Annotated in this window: 21 protein-coding genes and 4 tRNA genes; 18 read left to right on the forward strand and 7 right to left on the reverse strand. The window is 51.1% G+C overall.

The features are described 5' to 3' along the window. The first annotated feature begins 105 nt into the window (after positions 1–105). From COV06_04150 to COV06_04160, 3 genes are all read left to right on the forward strand, one after another. Positions 106–594 carry a hypothetical protein gene (locus tag COV06_04150; GenBank protein PIR47252.1) on the forward strand — a complete coding sequence of 163 codons (489 nt, stop codon included), beginning with the start codon at positions 106–108 and terminating at the stop codon, positions 592–594. Between the two features lie 209 nt (positions 595–803). Next, positions 804–3,737 carry an excinuclease ABC subunit A gene (locus tag COV06_04155; protein ID PIR47326.1) on the forward strand — a complete coding sequence of 978 codons (2,934 nt, stop codon included), beginning with the start codon at positions 804–806 and terminating at the stop codon, positions 3,735–3,737. A 92-nt stretch (positions 3,738–3,829) separates the two neighbouring features. Next, positions 3,830–5,629, forward strand: coding sequence for a hypothetical protein (locus COV06_04160; GenBank protein PIR47253.1), 1,800 nt, complete (start codon positions 3,830–3,832; stop codon positions 5,627–5,629). 473 nt (positions 5,630–6,102) lie between these two features. On the opposite strand, the gene COV06_04165 is transcribed toward COV06_04160, so the two are convergent. The 4 genes from COV06_04165 to COV06_04180 all read right to left on the reverse strand — a co-directional run bounded on the left by COV06_04165 (position 6,103) and on the right by COV06_04180 (position 8,261). Beyond that, positions 6,103–6,417, reverse strand: a complete 315-nt coding sequence (locus tag COV06_04165) for a 50S ribosomal protein L19 (protein ID PIR47327.1) — start codon at positions 6,415–6,417, stop codon at positions 6,103–6,105. Positions 6,418–6,592: 175 nt separating this feature from the next. Next, positions 6,593–7,144, reverse strand: coding sequence for a hypothetical protein (locus COV06_04170; protein PIR47254.1), 552 nt, complete (start codon positions 7,142–7,144; stop codon positions 6,593–6,595). 6 nt (positions 7,145–7,150) lie between these two features. Next, a complete protein-coding gene (locus COV06_04175) occupies positions 7,151–8,116 on the reverse strand; it encodes a hypothetical protein (GenBank protein ID PIR47255.1) in 966 nt (321 codons plus the stop codon). A gap of 69 nt (positions 8,117–8,185) precedes the next feature. Next, positions 8,186–8,261: transfer RNA gene (locus tag COV06_04180), tRNA-Ile, on the reverse strand. Positions 8,262–8,354: 93 nt separating this feature from the next. Between COV06_04180 and COV06_04185 the strand changes: the two genes are divergently transcribed. Next, complete coding sequence (locus COV06_04185; GenBank protein ID PIR47256.1) at positions 8,355–8,756, forward strand: hypothetical protein; 402 nt, start codon at positions 8,355–8,357, stop codon at positions 8,754–8,756. 73 nt (positions 8,757–8,829) lie between these two features. Beyond that, positions 8,830–8,906, forward strand: a tRNA-Val gene (locus COV06_04190). Positions 8,907–9,039: 133 nt separating this feature from the next. Here COV06_04190 and COV06_04195 read toward each other — a convergent pair. Continuing rightward, positions 9,040–9,330 carry a hypothetical protein gene (locus COV06_04195; GenBank protein ID PIR47257.1) on the reverse strand — a complete coding sequence of 97 codons (291 nt, stop codon included), beginning with the start codon at positions 9,328–9,330 and terminating at the stop codon, positions 9,040–9,042. Between the two features lie 67 nt (positions 9,331–9,397). Here COV06_04195 and COV06_04200 point away from each other — a divergent pair, with 67 nt between their 5' ends. The 7 genes from COV06_04200 (at position 9,398) to COV06_04230 (ending at position 17,965) form a co-directional block, all read left to right on the forward strand. Next, entirely contained in the window at positions 9,398–10,543 is a 1,146-nt protein-coding gene (locus COV06_04200) for a hypothetical protein (GenBank protein PIR47258.1), read from the forward strand. 1 nt (position 10,544) lies between these two features. Beyond that, positions 10,545–11,132: a hypothetical protein gene (locus COV06_04205; GenBank protein PIR47259.1), complete on the forward strand. Its 588-nt coding sequence runs from the start codon at positions 10,545–10,547 to the stop codon at positions 11,130–11,132. 75 nt (positions 11,133–11,207) lie between these two features. Beyond that, entirely contained in the window at positions 11,208–13,883 is a 2,676-nt protein-coding gene (locus COV06_04210; GenBank protein ID PIR47260.1) for a valine--tRNA ligase, read from the forward strand. Between the two features lie 16 nt (positions 13,884–13,899). Then, on the forward strand, positions 13,900–15,096 hold the full coding sequence (locus COV06_04215; GenBank protein ID PIR47261.1) for a tyrosine--tRNA ligase: 1,197 nt from the start codon (positions 13,900–13,902) through the stop codon (positions 15,094–15,096). Continuing rightward, complete coding sequence (gene argS / locus COV06_04220; GenBank protein ID PIR47262.1) at positions 15,011–16,816, forward strand: arginine--tRNA ligase; 1,806 nt, start codon at positions 15,011–15,013, stop codon at positions 16,814–16,816. The genes COV06_04215 and argS overlap by 86 nt, the downstream gene beginning before the upstream one ends. Before the next feature lie 28 nt (positions 16,817–16,844). After that, positions 16,845–17,216, forward strand: coding sequence for a hypothetical protein (locus tag COV06_04225; protein PIR47263.1), 372 nt, complete (start codon positions 16,845–16,847; stop codon positions 17,214–17,216). Positions 17,217–17,221: 5 nt separating this feature from the next. Next, the gene (locus tag COV06_04230; GenBank protein ID PIR47264.1) at positions 17,222–17,965 is read left to right on the forward strand and encodes a hypothetical protein; all 744 of its coding nucleotides are present in this window, start codon (positions 17,222–17,224) and stop codon (positions 17,963–17,965) included. Between the two features lie 558 nt (positions 17,966–18,523). Here the strand turns inward: COV06_04230 and COV06_04235 are convergent. Continuing rightward, positions 18,524–18,600, reverse strand: a tRNA-Val gene (locus COV06_04235). Positions 18,601–18,690: 90 nt separating this feature from the next. Between COV06_04235 and COV06_04240 the strand changes: the two genes are divergently transcribed. From COV06_04240 to COV06_04265, 6 genes are all read left to right on the forward strand, one after another. Further along, a tRNA-Leu gene (locus COV06_04240) sits at positions 18,691–18,777 on the forward strand. A gap of 296 nt (positions 18,778–19,073) precedes the next feature. Continuing rightward, a complete protein-coding gene (locus COV06_04245; protein PIR47265.1) occupies positions 19,074–19,340 on the forward strand; it encodes a hypothetical protein in 267 nt (88 codons plus the stop codon). Position 19,341: 1 nt separating this feature from the next. Then, positions 19,342–19,896 (forward strand): hypothetical protein, encoded by a 555-nt coding sequence (locus COV06_04250; protein PIR47266.1) that lies wholly within the window; start codon positions 19,342–19,344, stop codon positions 19,894–19,896. Positions 19,897–19,902: 6 nt separating this feature from the next. Next, positions 19,903–20,307: a hypothetical protein gene (locus COV06_04255; GenBank protein PIR47267.1), complete on the forward strand. Its 405-nt coding sequence runs from the start codon at positions 19,903–19,905 to the stop codon at positions 20,305–20,307. Continuing rightward, entirely contained in the window at positions 20,304–20,642 is a 339-nt protein-coding gene (locus COV06_04260) for a YraN family protein (GenBank protein ID PIR47268.1), read from the forward strand. Before COV06_04255 ends, COV06_04260 begins: the two co-directional genes overlap by 4 nt. Positions 20,643–20,893: 251 nt before the next feature. Beyond that, the gene (locus COV06_04265) at positions 20,894–21,577 is read left to right on the forward strand and encodes a hypothetical protein (GenBank protein ID PIR47269.1); all 684 of its coding nucleotides are present in this window, start codon (positions 20,894–20,896) and stop codon (positions 21,575–21,577) included. A gap of 156 nt (positions 21,578–21,733) precedes the next feature. On the opposite strand, the gene COV06_04270 is transcribed toward COV06_04265, so the two are convergent. Beyond that, positions 21,734–22,444 carry a hypothetical protein gene (locus COV06_04270; GenBank protein PIR47270.1) on the reverse strand — a complete coding sequence of 237 codons (711 nt, stop codon included), beginning with the start codon at positions 22,442–22,444 and terminating at the stop codon, positions 21,734–21,736. Positions 22,445–22,500 lie beyond the last annotated feature (56 nt).

A 22,500-nucleotide genomic window follows, 5' to 3' on the forward strand; every position in this document is an offset into this window, starting at 1 on the left:
GGTAGTTTGATCTGATTTTTTCACTGCACATGATCGAGTATTGACAGAAAGGCACTTTTATGATTGAATGCGTACACTCACGCGGAGTGAGAGAAGGAGGCGAGGATGACTCGGAGAACAGCTGAGCAACTGGCGTTTCACGTCAAGTTGCTGCAGGATCACGGCTACACCGTGATCCCGCCGCGGGCCCAGGGTGAAGGTGAGTTCAGCCAGGAGGAACTAGAGGCGATGGCCATTGCGCTTCTCGTGGCGCGTCAGCCGGGTGAGGGGCTCATGCAGGACCTGCTTGGCTGGCAGAAGATGAACGGTTACCGCACGCGGATTCTCAAGCATCTGCCGGGACTGTTCTACCGAACTCAGGCAGAGAGGTATCGAACTCCAGGGCAGAGGGACAACTACGAGTACTTCTGGGAGGTGTTGGTGCATCGCACGCGAGAGGACGTGCTTGGACTGAAACAGGTGGGCATTGGATCGGCGAACGAGTTCTTCAGTACGCTCGCCAAGCTGGGCATGTCCATGCGCATGCCCGAGAACCATCCGCTTATCCGCGAGGCAAGAGCGAGACTGGCGGAGAGGGCGTGCGAGCGCTCCTGAGCCGCGATCTGGGCCCGAAGAACAACGCTTCGGTCTCCAGATCGCGGCGTTGTGTTTTTAAAACGTCTCCCAAAACCCTCATAACTTGACAACCGTCTTTTTTTCTGATTTTGACCTGAGAGCGAGACACTTGACCGTTGTCAAAATGCATGGTAGCCTCGCAGCACTTTCTGTCTGAACCATTTTTGTTGGGACATAACCGTATCGCTATGCAAGATGTTATCCGCGTTCGCGGCGCACGCGTACACAACCTTAAAAACGTGAATGTCGAGATTCCAAAGGGAAAATTCACGGTCATCACAGGACTTTCTGGTTCCGGTAAATCCTCGCTCGCATTTGACACGATTTATGCAGAGGGACAGCGCCGTTACATGGAAAGTCTTTCTTCGTACGCACGCCAGTTTTTGGAAATGCAGGATAAACCCGATGTGGATGAGATGAGCGGTTTGTCGCCGACGATTGCGATTGATCAAAAAACCGCCTCTACTAATCCACGTTCAACCGTTGGAACCGTGACGGAAATTTATGATTCCCTGCGTGTCTTGTACGCGCGTGCAGGCCAGGCGCATTGTCCTGAGACGGGAGAACCTGTCACGGAGCAGACGCCAGATCAAATGCTTGCAACAATCGTGGCAGCCGTTGCAGAGACGGATGCGTTTGTGTTGGCACCTGTGGTCAAGCAGCAACGGGGAGAGCATAAGCAGGCCATTGTCGCGGCGGAGGCAGCAGGTTATAAGAGTGCACGTTATGATGGGCTCCTGATGGATATCGAGGAGCTGACGGACATGCGCAAGGATAAAAAGAAGGTGCACGACATAGATGTGGTGGTAGAACGTTACTCGCAAGGCCAAGAGTTGGATCGCGCGACGGTTTTGGAAACAATTAAAAAGACCCTGGACCTTGGAAACGGTGTCATGCTCCTGATGCGAGACGATACCGGGGAAGATGTGACGTTGAGTGAAGGAATGTTCTGTGCGGCGTCCGGGATCTCTATCCCAACGTTGGAGCCAAATATGTTTAGCTTTAACTCACCCCACGGAGCCTGTCCTGAATGTATGGGTCTTGGGGTAAAACTTGTTTTGGAGTCAGATTTGGTGATTCCAAATAAGCGTTTAACGCTTGCAGAAGGTGCGGTAAAACCTTGGAGCCGTATTGCAGGAAACTCCACATCCTACTTAGCCCTGTTAGAAGCGGTTGGTGCCAAGTATAAGTTTGATGTACATACGCCCCTCAACAAATTGTCTGAATCAAAATTACGGTTGATTCTTAAGGGATCGGCTGGAGAAACCTACACGGTGCAAGGGAAAACCATGATATTCCCTGGTGTGCTGGGTATGTTGGAATCCAAATATCGCGAGACAGATTCTGAATACGTGCGCAAGGAATTGGAAACCTATATGCGTTCCATGATTTGCCCAGAGTGTGATGGAAAGCGATTGAATGCTATTAGTCTTGCGGTCACCGTTGCCGGAAAAACGATTGACGCGTTGGTGCGTATTCCTTTGGATGAGTTGTTGGAATGGTTTGTGCAGGTGGATGTGCAAACACGCGAGGGTGGCAGTGCGTTGACCGAGTTGGAGCAAAAAGTGATTACTAATGTTAAACGCGAGGTGCTTAAGCGCTTGGAGGATTTGATTAACGTGGGATTGTCGTACCTGACGCTTGATCGATCTGCAGTTACATTGTCTGGCGGAGAGAGCCAGCGCGTGCGATTAGCTACACAGCTTGGAACCGACCTCACCGGCGTAATTTATATTTTGGATGAGCCTTCCATTGGGCTCCATCAACGTGACAATGATAAGTTGATCGATACCATGAAGCGCTTGCGTGATGCCGGCAACACCGTGATTGTGGTGGAGCACGACGAGGCTATGATGCGCGCGGCGGATCATGTGATTGACATTGGACCAGGCGCGGGCGTCTATGGAGGAGAAGTAATTGCGGTGGGAACGGTGGGTGATTTAGAAAAATGTCCGGAGTCGTTAACGGGCCAGTACATGAGTGGCGCGCGTTGCATCACTATGCCCGCAAAACGTCGAGCTCTGAGTAAAAAGAATATTCGCATTCAAGGTGCAACGGCAAACAACCTGCAAGATGTGGATGTGTCCATTCCGCTTGGTGCGTTGGTGTGTGTGACGGGTGTGTCGGGATCGGGAAAATCCACGTTGATTTTGGATATCTTGGGACGTGCGTTGTCCAAACATTTTTATCGTGCCAAGGCGTATCCCGCTGAGCATAAATCGATTAAGGGTGTGGAAAATATTGACAAGGTGGTAACGGTAGATCAATCACCAATTGGTCGTACGCCACGCTCTAACCCTGCTACATATACGGGCGTATTTACCACGATTCGTGATGTCTATGCGAGCGTACCAGAGGCAAAGATGCGCGGATACGATGCCGGAAAATTTAGCTTTAACGTTAAGGGAGGTGGACGATGTGAGACGTGTGGCGGAGATGGTGTGAAACGCATTGAGATGCAGTTTATGCCAGACGTGTACATGGATTGTCCGGAGTGTCATGGAAAGCGTTATAATGCCGAGGCGCTGGAGATTCATTACAAAGGTGAGACGATCTCTGACGTGCTCAACATGACCGTGGAGGAGGCGCGTCGATTCTTTACGGCGATCCCTGCGATTTACGACAAGCTCACAGTCCTGCATGAGGTGGGTCTTGGATACGTCAAGCTCGGGCAAAGTGCCACAACACTCTCGGGAGGTGAGGCACAGCGCGTCAAGCTAGCCACGGAATTATCTCGTCGGGCGACCGGGAAGACGCTGTACATCTTGGATGAGCCAACGACGGGATTACACTTTGATGATATTAATCGACTGCTTGGTGTGTTGAATCAACTTGTTGATAAAGGAAACACGGTATTGATTATTGAGCATGACTTGGATGTGGTGCGTGCGGCCGATTATGTGATTGATATGGGACCGGAGGGCGGGACGCGTGGAGGTTTACTTGTGGCCGAGGGAACGCCGGAAGACATTATGAAGGTCAAAGAAAGTCTTACGGGAAAGTACCTTAAGGAACTCATTAAGACGCGAGGAGATCAAAAACCAATTGGTGTTGCAAAACCCAAGAGGGCCAAAGCGGCCGTTAAAAAATCTGTAGCGGCCAAGAAAAAGAAGGAGCTCTAAAGCTTCTTTTTTCTTGACAGACTTGGGTTTTGGTGACACTGTTTTATACACAAGGAGGCAATAAGTGGATACGAATTGTGAACATAACGAATATGACAAAGTGTCTCAAGGTTTTTACAGGTGTCGCCTTTATGAGTTTGTGTGCGTTATTACTCGTACCGTCTGTCATGCAGGGACGCGTTGCGGATGTCGTGTGGCAACCGTTTACCACAACGGTGGAGCAAAGCTCGCAAGCGTTGTCTGTAGCGCGCGTACAGTTGCCGCAGTCTCTGGACCGACTTCAGCGGATTCAGGGGGTTTTGGTTGCGATTATGTACCCAACAGGCTGTGCGAATATCGACTGCCCAACACGCGATGTCGCTGTAATGCGCGATGGCCAACTCAAAGTGGTGTCGGAGATTCCCGTGTCCGCATTGGAGTCGGAACGTGTATTGGATAGTCATGGACGCGTACTCTGGACCCAGAGGGGTAAGAGCAGTGCACGATTTAATGTGCAGGAGTTGAATCTGGAAACGGCATCGGTCTCTACGTTGGCGCGTGATGTGTTTTTGGGTGATACGTCTGAGGCGCGCGTGCGCGCAGCAAATGGGAAGCTGTATTTTGAAGTGTACGGATTGCAGGAGCTCGCACCCGGGATTGTGCCGGTGATGATTCGAGAAAGCCAATCGAACGAGAACTTTAGTGAGACGTTGGTGATGAATCAGCAGTGGCGTAAGTCGCTTGAGGAGATTCAGGATGTGGATGCGCAAGGCCGTATTTTAACGCGACTGACGTTTCCAAGCGGAGATCAGGAGCTTTGGTATCATCAACGTACGGTTGAACGAGGAACATTTCCGAAACCACAGAGTGTTGCCGTTGAGGGAAGCTACACGATCGATGGACACCTGGTGGGAGTCCATTTTGTGGATGCCGATACAATTGAATTTTTCCGCTATCAAACATTGATGCGCTATACCATTTCTACGGGTACACTTACAGATTTGGGAGAACGCCTCCATTGGGTAGAGGGGACGGGCTCGCAGGAGGCATTGGTGATTACGGCGGGGGAGATGCTGTATTTTGTGGGAGAAGATGCAACAGGTGGAACACAGATCAAGGTGCGACACGGAGGTGTTACGACAATCTTAGGTGCTGCAGATTCAACAGGACTGTGGATTGATGATGGATTGGTTACGGCGGCGACAACAACCACATACATGTCTCCTACAAGCGGATCAACCGTTTCTCGTTTCGTGAACGAGCTCGAGGCACAAACGGGTGCGTCCAAACATGCTTTTGCGGGTGCGATGGATTTGGAGGTCCTAGGTGCTTCATTCATCTATATCGATGGTGCTGGGACGATTCATTGGAACACGACCAACGCGCGTGATGAGACCGTGTCTGCCGTGGTAGGAACAGGATCGCGTGCGTATCTCGTTAGTGAAACAGAGGTGATGTGGGTAGGATTTGATGGTGTATTGCGACGTGCAATTGTGCGACCGGCGGCGATTGGATCTATCGCACAACCCACGTTTTATAAGACAGCGACAAGCTCCACTGTCTACCTGGTGCAGGACGGGAAGCGCTGGATTGTTCCAAATGAACAAACCTACTTTACTTGGGCGTCTACGTTTGACGGAGTCCAGACCATCGGTGCCGCGGTGTTGAATAGCAATACCAATGCCGGATACCTGCAGATGAAGCCAGGGACATTGATCAAGACGGCCACGAGCAAACATGTGATGGTGCTGTGGGATGATTGGCACAAACAACGGATTGCCAATGAAGCCGTGGCGTTAGCGATTTTTGGCGAGCGTTGGTGGCAGCAGATCGTGGTAGTGGATCCAACGGTTATGAATCAATATGTTGAGCGTCCGAGTGCCATTGAATCAGTGGAGCAGTACGTTCGATAGATCGTTACAAAAACACCCGCGCACGTGGGTGTTTTTTGATTCATTGACAACACACCGGGATCACGATAGAAAGAAGCGGAAGGAGGTGCACATGCACAAGCAACCACAGGGTGAGATGACCGCAGAAGAACGCCAGTCCTGGGAGAGCTTCCGTGAGTTGATGGAGGCCGCCGCATGGATGGTGGGCGGGCCAATTGTGGTGTTTCTGCTCGCGAGCGCGACTCTGATGACGATCGCTCGGCTGCTGGCGTGAGTGCTGCCATGTCGCACGATCGGCGATCCTGTGAACGCCCGACCGAGGCACTCCAGAGACAAGACGACGAGAGTACAACCGCCTGGGGGAGTATGGCGGTGCGACTAGGTCTTGTTGCCGTCTTGCTGCTCTTTGCCATCATCTTTGGCGCGTTGATCGTCCCCTTGATCTCGTAGTCGCCAACAAAAAACCCGCACCATCTCTGGCGCGGGCTCCATTTTTATTTGACTTCCTTCATGCGACGCTTGGTCTTGCCCTTGCGCAAGAACCAGAGCTTTGCACGGCGAACGCGAAGTGTTTTGACAATCTCGACTTTCTCCACGTGTGGGGAGGAAAGCGGGTAGATCTTCTCCACGCCGATCTCGCCTGTCACCTTACGCACGGTCATCGTACGAGTGATTCCGGATCCGTTTAATCCAAGGAGTGTTCCTTCAAACACCTGTACGCGCTGTCGCTCCTCTCCCTTTGCGTTGGTGTCCTTAATGATCTCGTGAACACGGATCACCATTCCTGGCTTAAGATCACGATGTGGCATGGTGACCACCTCTACCTCGGGTTCTACCGCTTCCTCAACGGGTGCCTTTGCAACTTCCTCTGCAGGTGTTGCTGCTTCCTCTGTTGGAGTTTCCTCTACCGCCTCCTCTGGGGCTACTTGATCCTCTGTCTTGTTTGATTCGTCGCTCATATAGATATTTCGATGTGGCGTTAATCTACGCTATCGTGCCCATTTTGTCAATAATCTGCTGTGCTACCTCCTCTGGCGCCGTGTGCGTAGTGTCGATAATCAGGTCAAAATTGGCCGGATTATCGTAGGTTACGTCATAATACTCTTTAAAACGCTTGTTTTCCGACGCTACCCGTAGGCGAGCAAGTTCCTGGGCTTCTTCTACGTTTTTGTAGGGAACCTCGTTTGGTCTGGCTCCCGTACTGGCGTGGGCAAAGATGCGTTTTGCTCCCTCAGCTGGGTCTACACCGAGGAACACTTTGAATGATTGTGGGATGGCATACCAGGAAAGTCGTCCGTCAACAATAAAGTTATCTTCCGTTTTTCCGAGGTTGGTTTGATACCCCTCTACCATGCGATCGTGCGCGTCCTCCTGCTCTTCCTCGGCGTTCCATTCGTTGAGTGTCATGCCATTCTGTTCCGCGAGTGTTCGTTGAAAATCTCCCATTGAGTAGCGCTTGTAGCCAAGCTTACCGCTCAAGAGTTTTCCGACGGTGGATTTTCCGGACCCTGGGTATCCGGAGAGAGTGATGATCATAGCGCGTTAGATTTTGTGAAGTCGATCCGTGAGTTCGGTAAGCTCGGGCGGGATGGGTGCGTCGAACGTGCGTGCCTCGGTCTCTCCGGGGAGTGCGAGCGTGAGTTGATATGCGTGGAGCCACAAACGTGGGAAGGGAATTTGTTTGACGCTCTTAATCACATAGAGCGGATCGCCGACCACAGGGTTTCCAAGCGCATGAAAGTGCGCGCGGATTTGGTGGGTACGCCCGGTGTGTAAATCGACATCGACCTCCGTTGCATTGGCGTAACGTTGAATTACCTCGTAGTCGGTGCTGGCATCTTTACCTTCTTGTGACTCAGGTCGTGCCACCATACGTCCGGCGGATTTGGAGCGTATGATTTTAAACAGCACGGTGTCGTAATCCTTTTGAAGTGATCCGGCAACAAGCGCACGATATTTTTTGTAAACAAACCGTTTTTGAAACTTGTGTTTGAGATCTAAGAACGCCTCTTGATTTTTTGCAGCGATCATAACGCCAGAGGTCATACGGTCCAATCGATGCACGATTCCTGCACGCTCCTCGGGTTTATCTCCCACTGTGGCCATTGCTGGCACATAGTCCACAAGCGCGTCCATAAGTGAGTACTCGTTGGAGGAAGGTGTAGGGTGAACCAGTACGCCGGCGGCCTTGTTGAGCACAATGACGTCGTCGTTTTCAAAGAGAATGTTAAGCGTTGGCAGGGTACCCTTTTTTTCCATTGGGTCCGCATCGGTAACGGTCTCATCTTTTTCGTATGGAAAGCGCATGTCGGCAACCTCCACCACATCGCCCACCTGTAAAAACTCGTGGGGAACGTAGGTGGTATCCTCATTGATTTCTACACCAGACTGTTTAATGTATTTTTGTACCTTTGCACGAGAGGTTTCGCCGACGCGTGCCAAAAAAACGTCCAAGCGGGCATCTTTGTCGATGGCGTCGATGGTAAATTGTCCAACATGTGATTCCATACCAGCGACAGATTATTGGGATTCTAAGTGGGTACTTGCCCCAAACAAGGCATAACGTGCCAAGTGGGGTGGTAGGCCCGGCAGGAATCGAACCTGCAACCACAGAGGTATAAGCTCTGTGCTCTAACCGTTGAGCTACGGGCCCATGGGCTTGAATCTAGCGCATATTGGACAATTTTTCAAGGTGTGGAGTAATTTTTGTCTTGTTTGATGGATTATCTGCTATACTTGTCTCCACATGACCGCCGAACTTGGAACATTCTTAGTGTCACTAACTGTCCTCTGGTTTTTGGTGTATTGGATTTTTGGGGGCGTGGTGTTTGCCATTATCAGTCTTGTGCGGCCGGGTAAAATGAAGCGCGTGCGGTTTAGTTGTCTCTATTCTATCTTCTCGGCGTTCATTGCCTACCAGGCAGCAAAATTGGGAATTTTGTGGGCATCGGCGGCAACAGGGAATATCCCACAATCGTCATCATTAAGTGAAGCGATTGTGGTTATGGGAGGGCTCGGCTTTGTTGGGATCTTGCTGGGGCTTATGGCCGGGTTTGTGGTGTTGTTTATCGGGGGTTGGATTATTATGTTGTTTTCCCGCAGTCAAGAAAAAACCTGGTACGACCGTGTAACAGATAAGGGAGAGTAATAAAGAGATTGACCGGAATAATTTTGCGTGATACCTTGCGGTCGATCCACGCGGATACAAGAGCAGAATACAGGGGCGTATAGCTCAGTTGGTTAGAGCGCCACATTGACATTGTGGAGGTCTCCGGTTCGAGTCCGGGTACGCCCACCACGTCGTTCGCGAACGATGTGGCCCACCATTTAGAAATACCGAGCAAGGCTCGTTATTTTTTTTGTTTAAAAAATGTACCTCCACGCCGGCAGATGGCCAGCGCAGGGAGAAGGGGACGGGAACTCGTTGTTAGTCAGGCCTGGTCGGAGTCGGACGTCTTGAGCTTGTTGAGCAGCAGTACGGCCTGCATCTGCAGGAACTCCGGAGTCACGTCCAACAGCGCGGCGCAGATCGCGAGGTCTTCTATCCGCATCCTATAGGTCATGTAGGTGAGCTCGCGCTCTCGGACTATGATCTGCGCCGCGCTGTTTGCCCCACTCTCACCATTGACGCTCGTCGGCGGGCAGGGTATAGTGCTCTCTTCGTCAAAAACGATCGATACAAAGGCATTTATGCCTGTAGAGAACGGATAGGCGTACCGCACGACGGCGAAGAATCCCAGAGTGCGATCTGGCGGGGAGAGAGATGGAAGCTAGTATCTATAGTGAAACATGGCACTTCCACGAAACGAACAAACCTTAGAACTCATGAAACGGGCTCAGCGGCCGGTGATTGTGTTAGCACAAGGATCGGGCGTGGATGGGTATGTCACGGGGTTTGCGTGTCAGCAGATTCTCAATCAACTCGGAAAGGTCTCGGACATTGTGGCGGCAGACGGTCCGGCGCCCAAAACGCTTGATTTTCTCCACATACTAGAACGCGTGCGTCCAACGTTTGGGCAGTTGCGCAAGTTTGTGGTGTCGGTGGATTTGTCCAAGGCTCCACTCGATGAATTATCCTACAACGTAGAAGATCACGAATTACAAATCTTCCTTACACCAAAAGACGGCATCTGGTCTGAGGCAGACATCAAGACGCACACAAGCACCTTCCGATACGATTTGATTTTAGTTGTCGGCGCTGCCTCGTTGGACGGACTAGGCGAGCTCTATACCAAACACAGTGAATTTTTTTATGAGACACCGATGATTAACATCGACCATGTCGCGGCGAATGAACATTTTGGTCAGGTGAACGTGGTAGATTTAACGGCAACCAGTTCGGCCGAGGTGCTGCTTACCCAAATTGACGAGTGGCCAAGTATCGCCATGACAGAGGATTTGGCGACGATGTTGCTCACGGGAATGATTGCCAAAACGCAGAGTTTTAAAACAGCCACGGTCACGCCAAAGACGCTCAAACGTGCAAGCGCCCTGTTGCGACAAGGAGCAAGACGCGAGGAGATTGTCGACAATCTTTACAGAACGCGATCAGTGGAGACCTTACGATTGTGGGGACGCGCGTTGGCGAGACTCAAAAACGACGAGCCGACGCGGCTTGTGTGGAGCGTGTTGTCGCAGCAAGATTTTATCCATGCCGGTGCGCGTGAAGAGGACTTGCCGGACGTGATTGAGGAGCTTATTAAGAATGCGCCTATGGCAGAAGTCGTTGTCTTGCTGTACGAGGATTATCAAAAACACATTTGTGGTCTTATCTCCACCCACCGTGGCATGGATAGCGTGGAGTTAGCGCTTCCGTTTAAGCCTACCGGTACCAGAGAACTCGCGCGTATTTGTTTTATGAACAAAACGATTGTTGAGGCGGAGAAGGTAGTGATAGAATCCATGAAGGAACGGATAAAAAAATTCCGCGTGTAATATGAAGATGGTGATTCGCTTTTTTTCAAAACCGGTGCTGCGTACATGGGCGTGGGTCTTTGGCCTTTTGGCTATTGTTTTGTCACACGCAAAGATTGCTTATTTTATTACGGAGGATAAGCGTGGACTCTTTATTTTGTCTACGATACTGGCGACGATTGGTGCGATCGTATGGTATGTCTATGTTCTCCGTTTTGTTTCAACGCGAACATGGAAATGGCTGCAATCAACGTTTTATACAAACGGGCACGTGTTTGCGCTCGTCGGATTGCTCTTGTTGTGGCTCAAAATTGGAAGTGATCTTCTATTTTTCTTTGGTGGAAGCACTCGCGGTTTTTTTGACGTTGTTTGGACGGTGATGTTCGTTGTTTTTTTGTGGCCGCTGGTTCCATTCGTGTGGTCGGCCGGCTATCTTGCTAATACGACGGAGATTGAATACAGCTGGCATGTTTTGGGTCACGATGAATGGTCTCTATTTATTGTTGTTGGTGCCTTTTTGGCGATCACCATTGTGCCGATCGTGTGGGGAATCATTTTTTCCTTTACCGGATATTCGATCAAAAAGATTCGTGCGCGGGAAAAAGAATGATTGTGTATCTCGGTCCTTGCGATTTTTGCCTGAGAAAGGTACATTTGGGAGGCTAAACCTAGAGAAATAGTGGATATGCCAGAGCTCCCAAAGGCCTACGAGCCATCAAAACAGGAAGATGAGATCGCCTTAAAAGAACGCGAAAGCGGTTTATATTCCCCAGAAAACCTCCCAGGTAATAGAACGGAGGTTTTTTCTATGGTCTTGCCACCGCCCAACGCCACAGGAACGCTCCACATGGGGCACGCCGTGATGTTGGCGATTCAAGATATTTTGGTGCGGTTTGCACGTATGCAGGGAAAGAAAACCTTGTGGGTGCCAGGGACAGATCACGCGGCGATCGCCACACAGGTAAAGGTGGAAAAATTGTTAATGAAGGAAGAAGGGAAGACACGTTTTGATTTGGGTCGCGAAGTATTTTTAGGTCGCGTGGATGCGTTTGTGGAGGAGAGTCGCGCAACCATCCAACACCAGGTTCGCAGCATGGGTTGCAGCATCGATTGGACGCGTGAGGCGTTTACGTTGGACGAGCCGCGGAACCTAGCCGTGCGAACCATGTTTAAAAAAATGTACGACGATGGGCTCATTTATCGCGGGTACCGTGTGATCAACTGGGACCCGGTGGGGCAGACGGTGATCTCAGACGACGAGTTGGTGTCCAAGGAACGTGCAGGAAAACTCTACACATTCAAGTACAGCAAAGATTTTCCGATTACGATTGCAACCACACGGCCCGAGACAAAAGTGGGAGACACGGCGGTGGCGGTGCATCCAAGTGATGAACGATACAAAACGTTTGTTGGAAAAACGTTCAATGTTTTGTTCGCCGGCGCGGAATTGAAGATCAAAATTATTGCAGACGAAGAAGTAGATCCAACATTTGGAACGGGAGCGCTTGGTGTGACGCCGGCACATAGTGTGATCGACGAGGGCATGGCAAAACGTCACAATCTGGAAATGATTCAGGTGATTGATGAGCAGGCGAACATGACCGAGGTGGCTGGCACGTTGGTTGCAGGTCTTCCTGTGTTAGAGGCGCGTGAGAATATTGTGGCGTGGTTAAAGGATGAAGGATTGTTGGAGGCTGAGGAGGAGACGACGCAGATGATTGCCACGGCAGAACGCACTGGTGCCGTTATTGAGCCTCTTCCAAAACTTCAATGGTTTGTGGATGTGGAGAAAGAGTTTGCGTTTAAACAGTCTAAACATCACCCAATCTCGGCGTTAAATGATGGGGAAAAGGTGACGCTTAAATCGCTCATGCAGCACGTGGTGGAGACGAAGGAGGTAAAGATTGTCCCAGAATCGTTTGAGAAAACGTATTTTCATTGGATTAACAATCTGCGCCCTTGGTGTATTTCACGCCAGCTTTGGTACGGACATCGTGTGCCGGCTTGGTATAGGGGAGAAGATGTTTTTGTGGGAGTTGACGCGCCAGAAGGCGAAGGTTGGATACAGGATGAGGACACGCTCGACACCTGGTTTTCCGCGGGCATGTGGACGTTCTCCACACTCGGCTGGCCCAATGCGGACGCGCCTGATGTACAGATGTATCACCCAACAACCCTGTTGGAGACGGGCCGAGATATTTTGTTCTTCTGGGTGGCGCGCATGATTCTTATGTCCACGTATGCGCTCGGCGAGGTTCCGTTTAGATATGCGTATCTACACGGGATGGTGCGAGACGATCAAGGCCGCAAGATGAGTAAGTCATTGGACAACATCATTGATCCGCTGACCATGAAGGAAACGTATGGTGCCGATGCCACACGGTTGAGTCTTGTGGTGGGGTCGACTCCGGGGAATGACGTAAAACTTTCCGAGGAGAAGATTGCCGGCTTCCGCAACTTTGTGAATAAGCTATGGAACATTGCACGTTTTGTGTTCATGTCGGTGAGCGATGTGCACAAAATTGATTCAGCGCCCGCGCCTGTTACAGATGCAGATGCGTGGATTCTTTGGGAACTCAATCGGTTGATCGCAGGTATCCCATTTATGATTGGTGAGCCAAACTTTCAATTGTCGCTTGCTGCGGAACGATTACGAGATGTTACCTGGAGCGATTTTGCCGACTGGTATGTGGAGGTGGCCAAGGTTCAACTGCAAGACCCGGCGCTTAAAGAGAGTACGGAGGATATGCTGCTCTATGTGTTGCAATGCCTCTTAAAAATGTGGCATCCCTACATGCCGTTTGTCACCACACGATTGTGGGAGGAATTTGGATCGGACAAGATGCTTCTTATTGAAGACTGGCCAGAGATTGTCTCGACAGATACCAAATCACCTGCCGTGGTGAATTTTGAGAATGCAAAAGAGATCGTGACGGCGATTCGTGCAACGCGTGCGAGTTACAAGATTGATCCTGTAAAGACCGTGGACGCGATTGTAACAGGTGAGACGGTGGACGCAATGACAGCGACGGTGGAGATCATTAAGCGACTGGGTCGCGTGGGTACGCTAACGTTGCGTGCAGGCGTGGAGCGGCCTGAGGGGTCTGTTTCTCTTGTCGCAGGCGGCCACACAATCTACATCCCACTCGCGGGCGTGATTGATCTTGCTGCCGAGAAAACGCGATTACAAGCGGAATTAGCCTCGGTTGAAGCCTATACCAAGAGCGTCGGTGCCAAACTCAACAATCAAGGATTCGTTGATAATGCACCCGCGGAAGCCGTGCAAAAAGAGCAAGAAAAACTTGCTGAGGCAACCGCGCGACGAGACGCTCTACAGCAGCAATTGGAAGCGTTCTCTTGATTATCACTCTCTTTTTATGTTTAAAAAACACAAAATAATAACAGACCCCGACAAGATTCACGAAGTGCTTTCGCGCGGCGTGGATTCTGTTTACCCAGACGCCGATTGGCTTAAGAAGCAACTTATGAGCGGTAAGCGTTTGCGTTTGTATTTGGGGTGGGATCCAACGACGACGGACGTGCATATTGGTCACACGGTGCAACTGTGGAAGATGCGCGAGTTTCAACGATTGGGGCACGAGGTGATTTTGCTCATGGGAACGTTTACGGCAACGCTTGGCGATCCAACAGGTAAGGCAGACGCGCGCAAGGCACTTACGCTCGAGGAGACAAAACGTAACGCAAAAGGCTTTGCCCAAAAGACAAAAGCCATTTTTGATTTCCCGGAGAATCCCATCACCATCAAATACAACCACGAGTGGCTGGCCAAGATGGATCTCTCCGATGTGATCAAATTATCATCCAACTTCACCGTTCAACAGATGTTGGAGCGGGATATGTTTGAGAAGCGGATGAAGGAAGGACTGCCAATCGGACTCCATGAATTTTTGTATCCACTGATGCAAGGGTATGACTCGGTGGCAATGGATGTGGATTTGGAGGTAGGCGGAACGGATCAAACATTCAATATGTTGGCAGGACGTACCTTGCAAAAACGCCTCAACGCCAAAGAGAAAGGTGTGCTCACACGTCCGTTGTTGGCAGATGCATCTGGTCGCAAGATCGGAAAATCAGAAGGTAACGCAATCAATATTGATCTGGCTCCCGAGGATTTGTTTGGTAAGGTGATGACGTTACCGGACGATGTCATCTGGCCAACGTTTACCATGTGCACGGATGTGGAACTCGCACGTATCAATGAAATCAAACGCGAGTTAGCAGACGATCCGCGTGCAGCCAAGGCACAGCTTGCGTGGGAGTTGGTGCGGATTTACAACGATGCGGAGGCGGCAGACAGAGCGCGCGCGCATTTTACAAGTGTGTTTACCAACAAAGCGATTCCAGAGGAGATGCCATCGTTTACATTGCGTGAGGGGATGACGTATGTGGATGTGTTGGAGGAGGCAAAGATCTGTCCATCTAAGTCTGACGCACGACGTCAGATTACGCAACGTGCAGTTAAGTTAGATGGTCAACTCGTGTTTGATGCGGACGCCATCGCACGCGTGGGAGTGTTACAAAAAGGGAAGCGTCATTTTGTTCGTCTCGTCTAATATGTCTGATCAATCGTACACATATATTGCCGCGCGTTTGGAGGTGCTTAAGGCTCTCAAGGGCGCCATCGGCAAAACGTACACACCAACGTTTGAAGAATTAGAACTCCCACCTCAGCGCACGCTGGGTGATGTTGCGTTTCCGTGTTTTAGCCTTGCGCAAGGGCTAAAGCGTAACCCATCGGAGATTGCCACGGAGCTTGCCGCAAAGATTGGATCCAAGGGCGTGATTCAAAAGGTGGAGGCGCGCGGGCCCTACGTCAACTTTACGTTCGACATGGCCAAGTACGGCGACCAGGTTGTGCAACAAGTTTTGAGGATGAAGGAAAACTACGGCACATGGACCATTGGGCACGGACGTCGCGTGATGATTGAGTATGCTAACTTTAACACGCATAAGGAGGTGCACATTGGGCATATTCGTAACATGGTCGTGGGACATGTGGCGATTAATCTCCTGCGCGCAACGGGCCATGACGTGGTTGCCTGCAGCTATATCAACGACCTTGGTAACAACGTGGCTAAGTGTTTGTGGGCGATGCAAAAATTTCATGAGCATGAGGTTCCAGCCAAGGGCGATGAGATCAACTTTTTAGGACGTGTGTATACGGAGGCTACGTATGCGGCGGAGGAAAACGAGGAGGCACGCGCAGAAATTTCCGAGATTCAACGTGAGTTGGAGGAGAAACGCGGAGACTGGACCAAGCTTTGGAAGACTACACGTCAGTGGTCGATCGATGCCATTTATGCGATTTTCAAGGAAATGGGGATTCCGATCGATGTGCAATATTACGAGAGTGATTTGTTAGAGGACACCAAACGTATTGTAAAACGGTTGCAGGCTGAGGGGATTGCGGTGGAGAGTCAGGGGGCAATTATTGTAGATTTGGAAGAGGAGGGGTTAGGCGCGAGTCTGCTTGTGAAGACCGATGGAACGCATTTGTACAACGCAAAAGATTTGGCGCTCGCCGAGCGAAAGTCTTCGGATTATGATTTGGACCGTAGCGCCATTGTGGTCGACAAACGTCAGTCGCTTGCTATGCAACAGTTGTTTGCCACGCTGAAGTTGATGGGACGTGATATCCCGTACGAGCACCTCTCGTATGATTTTGTGACGCTGCCAGAGGGTGCGATGTCCTCACGTAAGGGAAACATTATTCGTTTTGAGGAGTTGCGTGATTTATTGCGCGACGCGGCGCTCAAAGAAACTCGTGAGAGACACAATGAGTGGTCTGAGAAGCAGGTGCGCAACACGGCATCGGCTATTGGTTATGCCGCGATGATCTATGCAATGGCTAAGCAGGACCCAAACAAGGAGATTGTCTTTTCTATCGACGAGGCGGTCGCATTTGAAGGCGTGTCTGGTCCATACTTGCTCTACACGGCCTCACGTATTCAAAGTCTGATGAAAAAAGCGGGCGTGAAACCCGCGTTTGATGCGGCCGTGATTGATTCTCCTGAGGCTGAGGACGTGGTGGATCATTTGGCGCGTTTCCCGATTGTTTTGCGCGAAAGTGCAACGTATTTGGCGCTGGCGGATGTTCCGCAGTTTGCGTTTGATTTGGCTCAAAGCTTTTCTCGTTACTACGCATCGACGCGCATTTTGGATCCAGAGAATAATGTATCCACAGCCGGTAGGCTTGCTCTTTGTGAGGCGGTCTTGATAACGTTGACCAATACGTTGGCGATTATGCACATAACGCCTGTAGATCACATGTAGGTTGGAGGGGTATTTACACAAAACAATCATGAATATGAAAGGAAAAAGCGTCGGAGGGGAAACGATTATTGCAGAAGGTGTAAAAGTAGAGGGAGATTTTACCAGTAATGGAGACGTGACAATCGAGGGAATGGTACACGGAAACGTTTCGGCATCTGGGAACGTGATTGTGGGCGTGACGGCGGTGATTGACGCAGATCTCACAGCCAATAATTTGATGTTGTCAGGGAGAATTAAGGGAAATGTGCACGTGCAAGAAAAGGCAGAGCTAGCATCCTCTTCTGTGTTGGAAGGTGATTTAACAACGCATGTTCTAAGCGTGGCAGCGGGCGCAACGATCAACGGGAAAATCCTGATGCCAAACGGCGCGTCCGTGGCCGTTGAGGAAGACGGTGAATAAAGGGAATGTATTGCTACATTTACGATGCAGAAGTGCAGGATCGAAAATACGAACGCGAATTGATCGCCATTGAACATCGTATTACGGACCTGGGGTTGCAAGGAAAGATTGTTCGCCTTGCCTTGTTTAGAGACCCTGATGAGCAAATTCGCAAAGAGGTAGCGGCAGGTGCTAAAACTGTTGTGGTGATTGGAAACGATCAAACGGTGCATCGCGTGCTAACGACGATTGTAGATGCAGGGGCGACGCTCGCCATTATTCCGGTAGGAGAACCAAATGTGCTCGCCAGAATTTTAGGAGTTCCAAAAGGTGTTCAAGCCTGTGATACGCTCTCTCAACGTATTATTGAGTCACTCGATGTCGGTAATATCAACGGTCAACGGTTTTTAACAGGTGTGCGATTTCCAAAAGCTATTACGCGAGTTCGATACGGAAAGGCCTATGATCTTGTGTCTAATAAGACAGGCCAATTAGAGATTTTAAATCTGTCTGTGGAGGCACCGTCTGGTGAGGCCGACATTGCCAATCCGATAGATGGAAAATTACAGGTGACGATTACAACACAAAAACGCAAAGGGTTTCGGTCTATTCCGGCGGTTACGACCATCCCGTTTGAGGCATTTGAAGTGCTGTACGATACGTCTGTAAAAGCGGTGGCCGATGGGGTTGAGATAGAAGGGGATCGATTTAACGTCACTACGGAGCAAGGGGCATTGAACGTGGTTGTTTCTCGCGAGCGGATGTTTTAAAAGATCTTGGCGGTCCAGGGTCTTTTTTTTGTTTCACCTTCAAACACATGTATTTTGAGAATTGTGCTCGGTGCATTGCTTTAAATGATCCGCAAGGAGTCGTCGACATACTGGTACATTGCCTAAACATGCGAGAGATTGGGTCGACGCCCAACACGGATTATTTATAAGCAACACATCTCGCTCCTGTATTGTCTGAATCCTTCGCTGACACGGTCTCTAACGTGGTATTCCATGCGAAGTGGGAATTTATCTACTCCTGTGGATAAAAGGGACAGGCACCTTTATCCGCAGGTCCTGTTCTCTCCAACGCGCACACCAACAAAAACCTCCCAGACAAGCTGAGAGTTTTTTGCTGGTGCGCGCTGGGGGATTCGCCTTCACCTCTCATGTTCTTCCGAAAATTCGGGTTCAGGTCCGGGCCTCGCCGTTGCGCTTCTCACCATTGTCAGCGCAACATGGCTCCGGCCGTTCGAATCCGTCGAACAGGACGCAGGTCCTGTTCTCTCCAACGCGCACACCAACAAAAACCTCCCAGACAAGCTGAGAGTTTTTTGCTGGTGCGCGCTGGGGGATTCGAACCCTCGACCCCCTCGGTGTAAACGAGGTGCTCTAACCAACTGAGCTAAGCGCGCAAGTGAATTGCGGAGCAAACGTACCATACTCGGTTTGGCTGGTCAAGATCGTTGACAGGCAAGACAAGACCTGGCATACTCTCATCGCCTGCGGACGTGGCGGAATCGGTAGACGCGCCAGCTTGAGGGGCTGGTCTCTTTCGGGAGATGGAGGTTCAAGTCCTCTCGTCCGCACCAAAAAAAAATCTCAGCTTGCTGGGATTTTTTTTATAAGGACGATGAGGACTTGGACCCAGGGGATGGTAAGGGGAAACCCTTCCCCTTACTTGGTGGGGGTGACTGAGCATAGCGAAGACAAGAGGGGCGGAAGCCCCTATTGAGAGGAGCAAGGCGACGACGTGAAATGTCCTCTCGTCCGCACCATCTTGTGTGATTCCTGACCGGATTCACAGGGGTTCAATGAAAACCGAGTCGTGTACTCGGTTTTTGTGTTCACGGATTTAAAGAGGAAATCGTGCTATACTCTCCGTACTATGGCTTGGATATTACGCATTCTTTTGGGCGGCGCTGTGTCTGCATTGGGGTATTTTGCTATTTGGAAAGCGGAGGATGTTGTGGGATGGATTGGTGGTGAATCGTATTGGGCCGAGCAAAATTTTGGCGTGTGGGGTGGAACAAAGGGGCTGATTAAAATCGTCGGCATTGTGATTATGTTTGTAGGATTTGGGATTATGGTGCAGCTCCATACGGAAATCCTCTCATTTATTACGGGTCTTGTGATTCCGGCAACACGAAAATAATATGCAGGGTGCAATGCAACAACGTTTCTATTCGCCAATGACCGTTGCGCGTGCCGGGAATATTCGATCCGGACACACGGTTGTTGATTTTCTGGCAGGGCATCAGGGAACCATGACCTTTCCGGCGGCCTCCCTTGCGGGGTCTCGGGGAATTGTTTATGCGGTTGATTTACGTCCAACAGCCCTGCAGGCTATTAAAGGACGCTGTGAATTGGGTCATGCGGGCAACATTGAGGTCGTGCATGGTCACCTGGAACGTGTGGGTGGCGTGCCTCTTACGGATCAGATTGCTGATACTGTTTTTTTGGTAGATGCCCTTTCTTTATTGGAAAATCGACTAGAAGTTGTACGAGAAGCCATTCGTCTGCTAAAATCCGGTGGCATTTTAATGGTGGTCGATTGGCACCCCTTTGGTGACGCACGTCAGGGGCCCGATGTAGGCCGCCGATTAAGTGAGCAGGAGGCACGATCACTATGCTTGGTAAACGCTCTCCAGTACGAAGGGACGTTTGACGCGGGCGATTATCATTATGGATTTACCTGTCGAAGAATCTAGAGAACTATGGATGTCTACTCATTTGCTTGGTGGTTTGGAACAATACCTCTCTATAACGCAACAACGCTGCGTATCTACTTTATTGTTTTTCTTTCGTTAATTATTGTTGGATCGCTTGTGCGGATGGTGAGTAGGCGACAACTGCAAGATCGTTTTCAGGTGGAGATTGCTAAGAAGTTTGCATCGATGCTCGTGGTAATGGGAATCGTTGGTCTTTGGTATTGGTTTGTGGCAGGTCAGCAAATTCCTTTTCTTTCGGCACGGTTTTGGCTTCCGTTGATCGTGGTTGCAATACTCGTGTGGATTCTGGCGATTGTTCGCTATGTACGCAAAGACGTTCCGGCGGCACGCGCGCAGGTCCACAGTACAAAAGATGACAAAAAGTATTTTGAACCGAAGCATAAAAAATGAGACGGGAGGTTGGACAACGAGGTGAATTAATGGCGGCACGGTATCTCAAAAAAATGGGGTACCGTGTTTTGCAAACCAACGTTCGTTTAGCGGGCTGTGAGATTGATATTGTGGCAAAACAGGGCAAGGAGATTGTGTTTGTAGAGGTAAAAACGCGGCAATCCAATGTGGCAGGGTACCCGGAGGATTCGGTGACGCCGCAAAAGGTGCATCATATTGAGAGGGCGGCGCTGGCGTGGTTGTTGGAGAATGGCGAGCAACCCTGGCGCGTGGATGTGATTGCAGTGACTATGGGGGGAGAAAGCGAGGAAATTAAGCATTTTGTAGGTATTTAGCAAATGCCGCAATGAGGGTTTTGCAATCAAGAGATTCCGCGCTCTAACAAGCATTTATCATCTAGTAATGTAGGAGCGAAGGGTTGTGTTTAGAAAAAGTGACAATCGGATAGAGACGTACAAGACTTACTCCTGACCAGCTGTCTTCTGAGTGCGAAGGCACGAAGACGTGTCTCTACCTCCGAGTCACTTTTTTAAACATAACCCGAGCAACCCTTGACATAAAAGCCTTATTCTGCTATATTTTGGCGTTGTTCTTTACAAGAGATGACACGGGCGGGTGGTTCTTAGAGAGAACTGTTGCCCGGAGGAGAGAGATCATGAAGGTGTTTTTGTTGGCGTTCCTACTGCTGCCCTCGATGGCGACGGCCGCCGAGGATTCTTCCACCTCGTCGACGGTCGAGATCACCACCCCGGGAAACCCCCGGGGCGTTCTGGCGGACGCCTCCGGGCCCGCCAAGCCTAGCCTGCCCGGCTCCACCGAGCCGACCCCCACGGCTCATTCCGCCCCTCCGGTGGTGATCGAGTTTCGCCAGGTCGACGATGGGTCGACCATCCAGGTCGTCGACGACGCGAGCGGAATGCTTGCGGCGGCCTACGACCGGATCGAACTTTTGGAGGGCGCCCTTGAGGCGCGTGACCAGCAGGTCGAGAGCCTGCGCGAGGAGCTCACCGCCGCTCGACTCTCCGACAAGGAGACCGGGAACACGGCGGTTCTGGGTCGCGAGATGCTCCTGGACAAGATCCGGGAGCTCACGGCAGCCCTCGCCGAGGCCCTCAAGACTTCGGAGGCCAAGGTCGCCGCCGCCCCCTCCACCGGGCTGACCCCCACGGTCGCCCCGGAGCCGGCTCCCACCCCCAACACGAGCGCAGCGGAGGACATCCTCCGCCGCCTTGAGGAAGGAGATAGGAAGCTCAAGGCCGCAGGCCACTGAGCACGAGGGATGGGGAACTTATTCTCACACGTCTAAGGACCACATCCCGCCTGTGTCATCTCTGTAAAACAACACAATCAACTCCTACGGGAGTTTTTTGTTTTAAAAAAAGAGACCGCTCACAGAGAGTGAACGGCGTATGGGAAGGGTGTGGAGTCAGCTGAGTTGTGGCACAAACCCCGTGGGAACGCCCAGGTAGGCGTGATGGACACTGCCATGCATCACCTGGATTTCCGGCGCTTGATTCCTTCCTAGAATCATGAGCGTGGCCGGTTGCGACTTCAGAAGAGAGTTGTCGTTCCCTCCACAGATCATTCCCAGATCACCAAGCCTTGGCAACTGCGTTGGATGCGCAAGGAGCATGGCACCCACGCAAATGATGTCCAGAGGAAACTCGTCGGGTGCGCAGACCATCTTTGCACGCTGCGCAGAAGCGCCGGCAAACCGCTTTCCAAATTGGGCGGGGATGACCCAAATGCCACCGGCCTGTTGCTCTGCGATGTGCGCGAGACACTCCGCCGTGCGGTAGCTAATGGCAACGTCCAGCAGGACCCGGTTCGTACGCTTGTACCCAAAGGCGCAGAGAGCGCCAACCACGCGTCGCATACCGCGTAGGTAGCGTTCGGGTGCGTTGCCACGCGGACCTCCTGTGAGTCCGGCCAGACTGGGCACTGCAAACCATCCTTCGGCGCCTTCCGGCAGGGGTGCGCGACAGGTGCGTTCTACGTTGCTCATGGCAGGCTCCGGGCTTATGCCCAGACGTTCTGACAGGAGTGTGATCTGCACTCGAATTGGCTGAGGACCCGTGTAGAGACGGGGGTACCCTGCTTGTGACTGCACTGTCTCAAACGCGTACTGACTATCCATTGGGCGACAGGTATTTGCCCACGACATACTGCCTCCTATTCTCCTACATGTGTAAG

The organism is Candidatus Uhrbacteria bacterium CG10_big_fil_rev_8_21_14_0_10_50_16, assembly GCA_002774875.1.
Taxonomy (GTDB): Bacteria; Patescibacteriota; Patescibacteriia; order UBA9934; family UBA11717; genus UBA11717.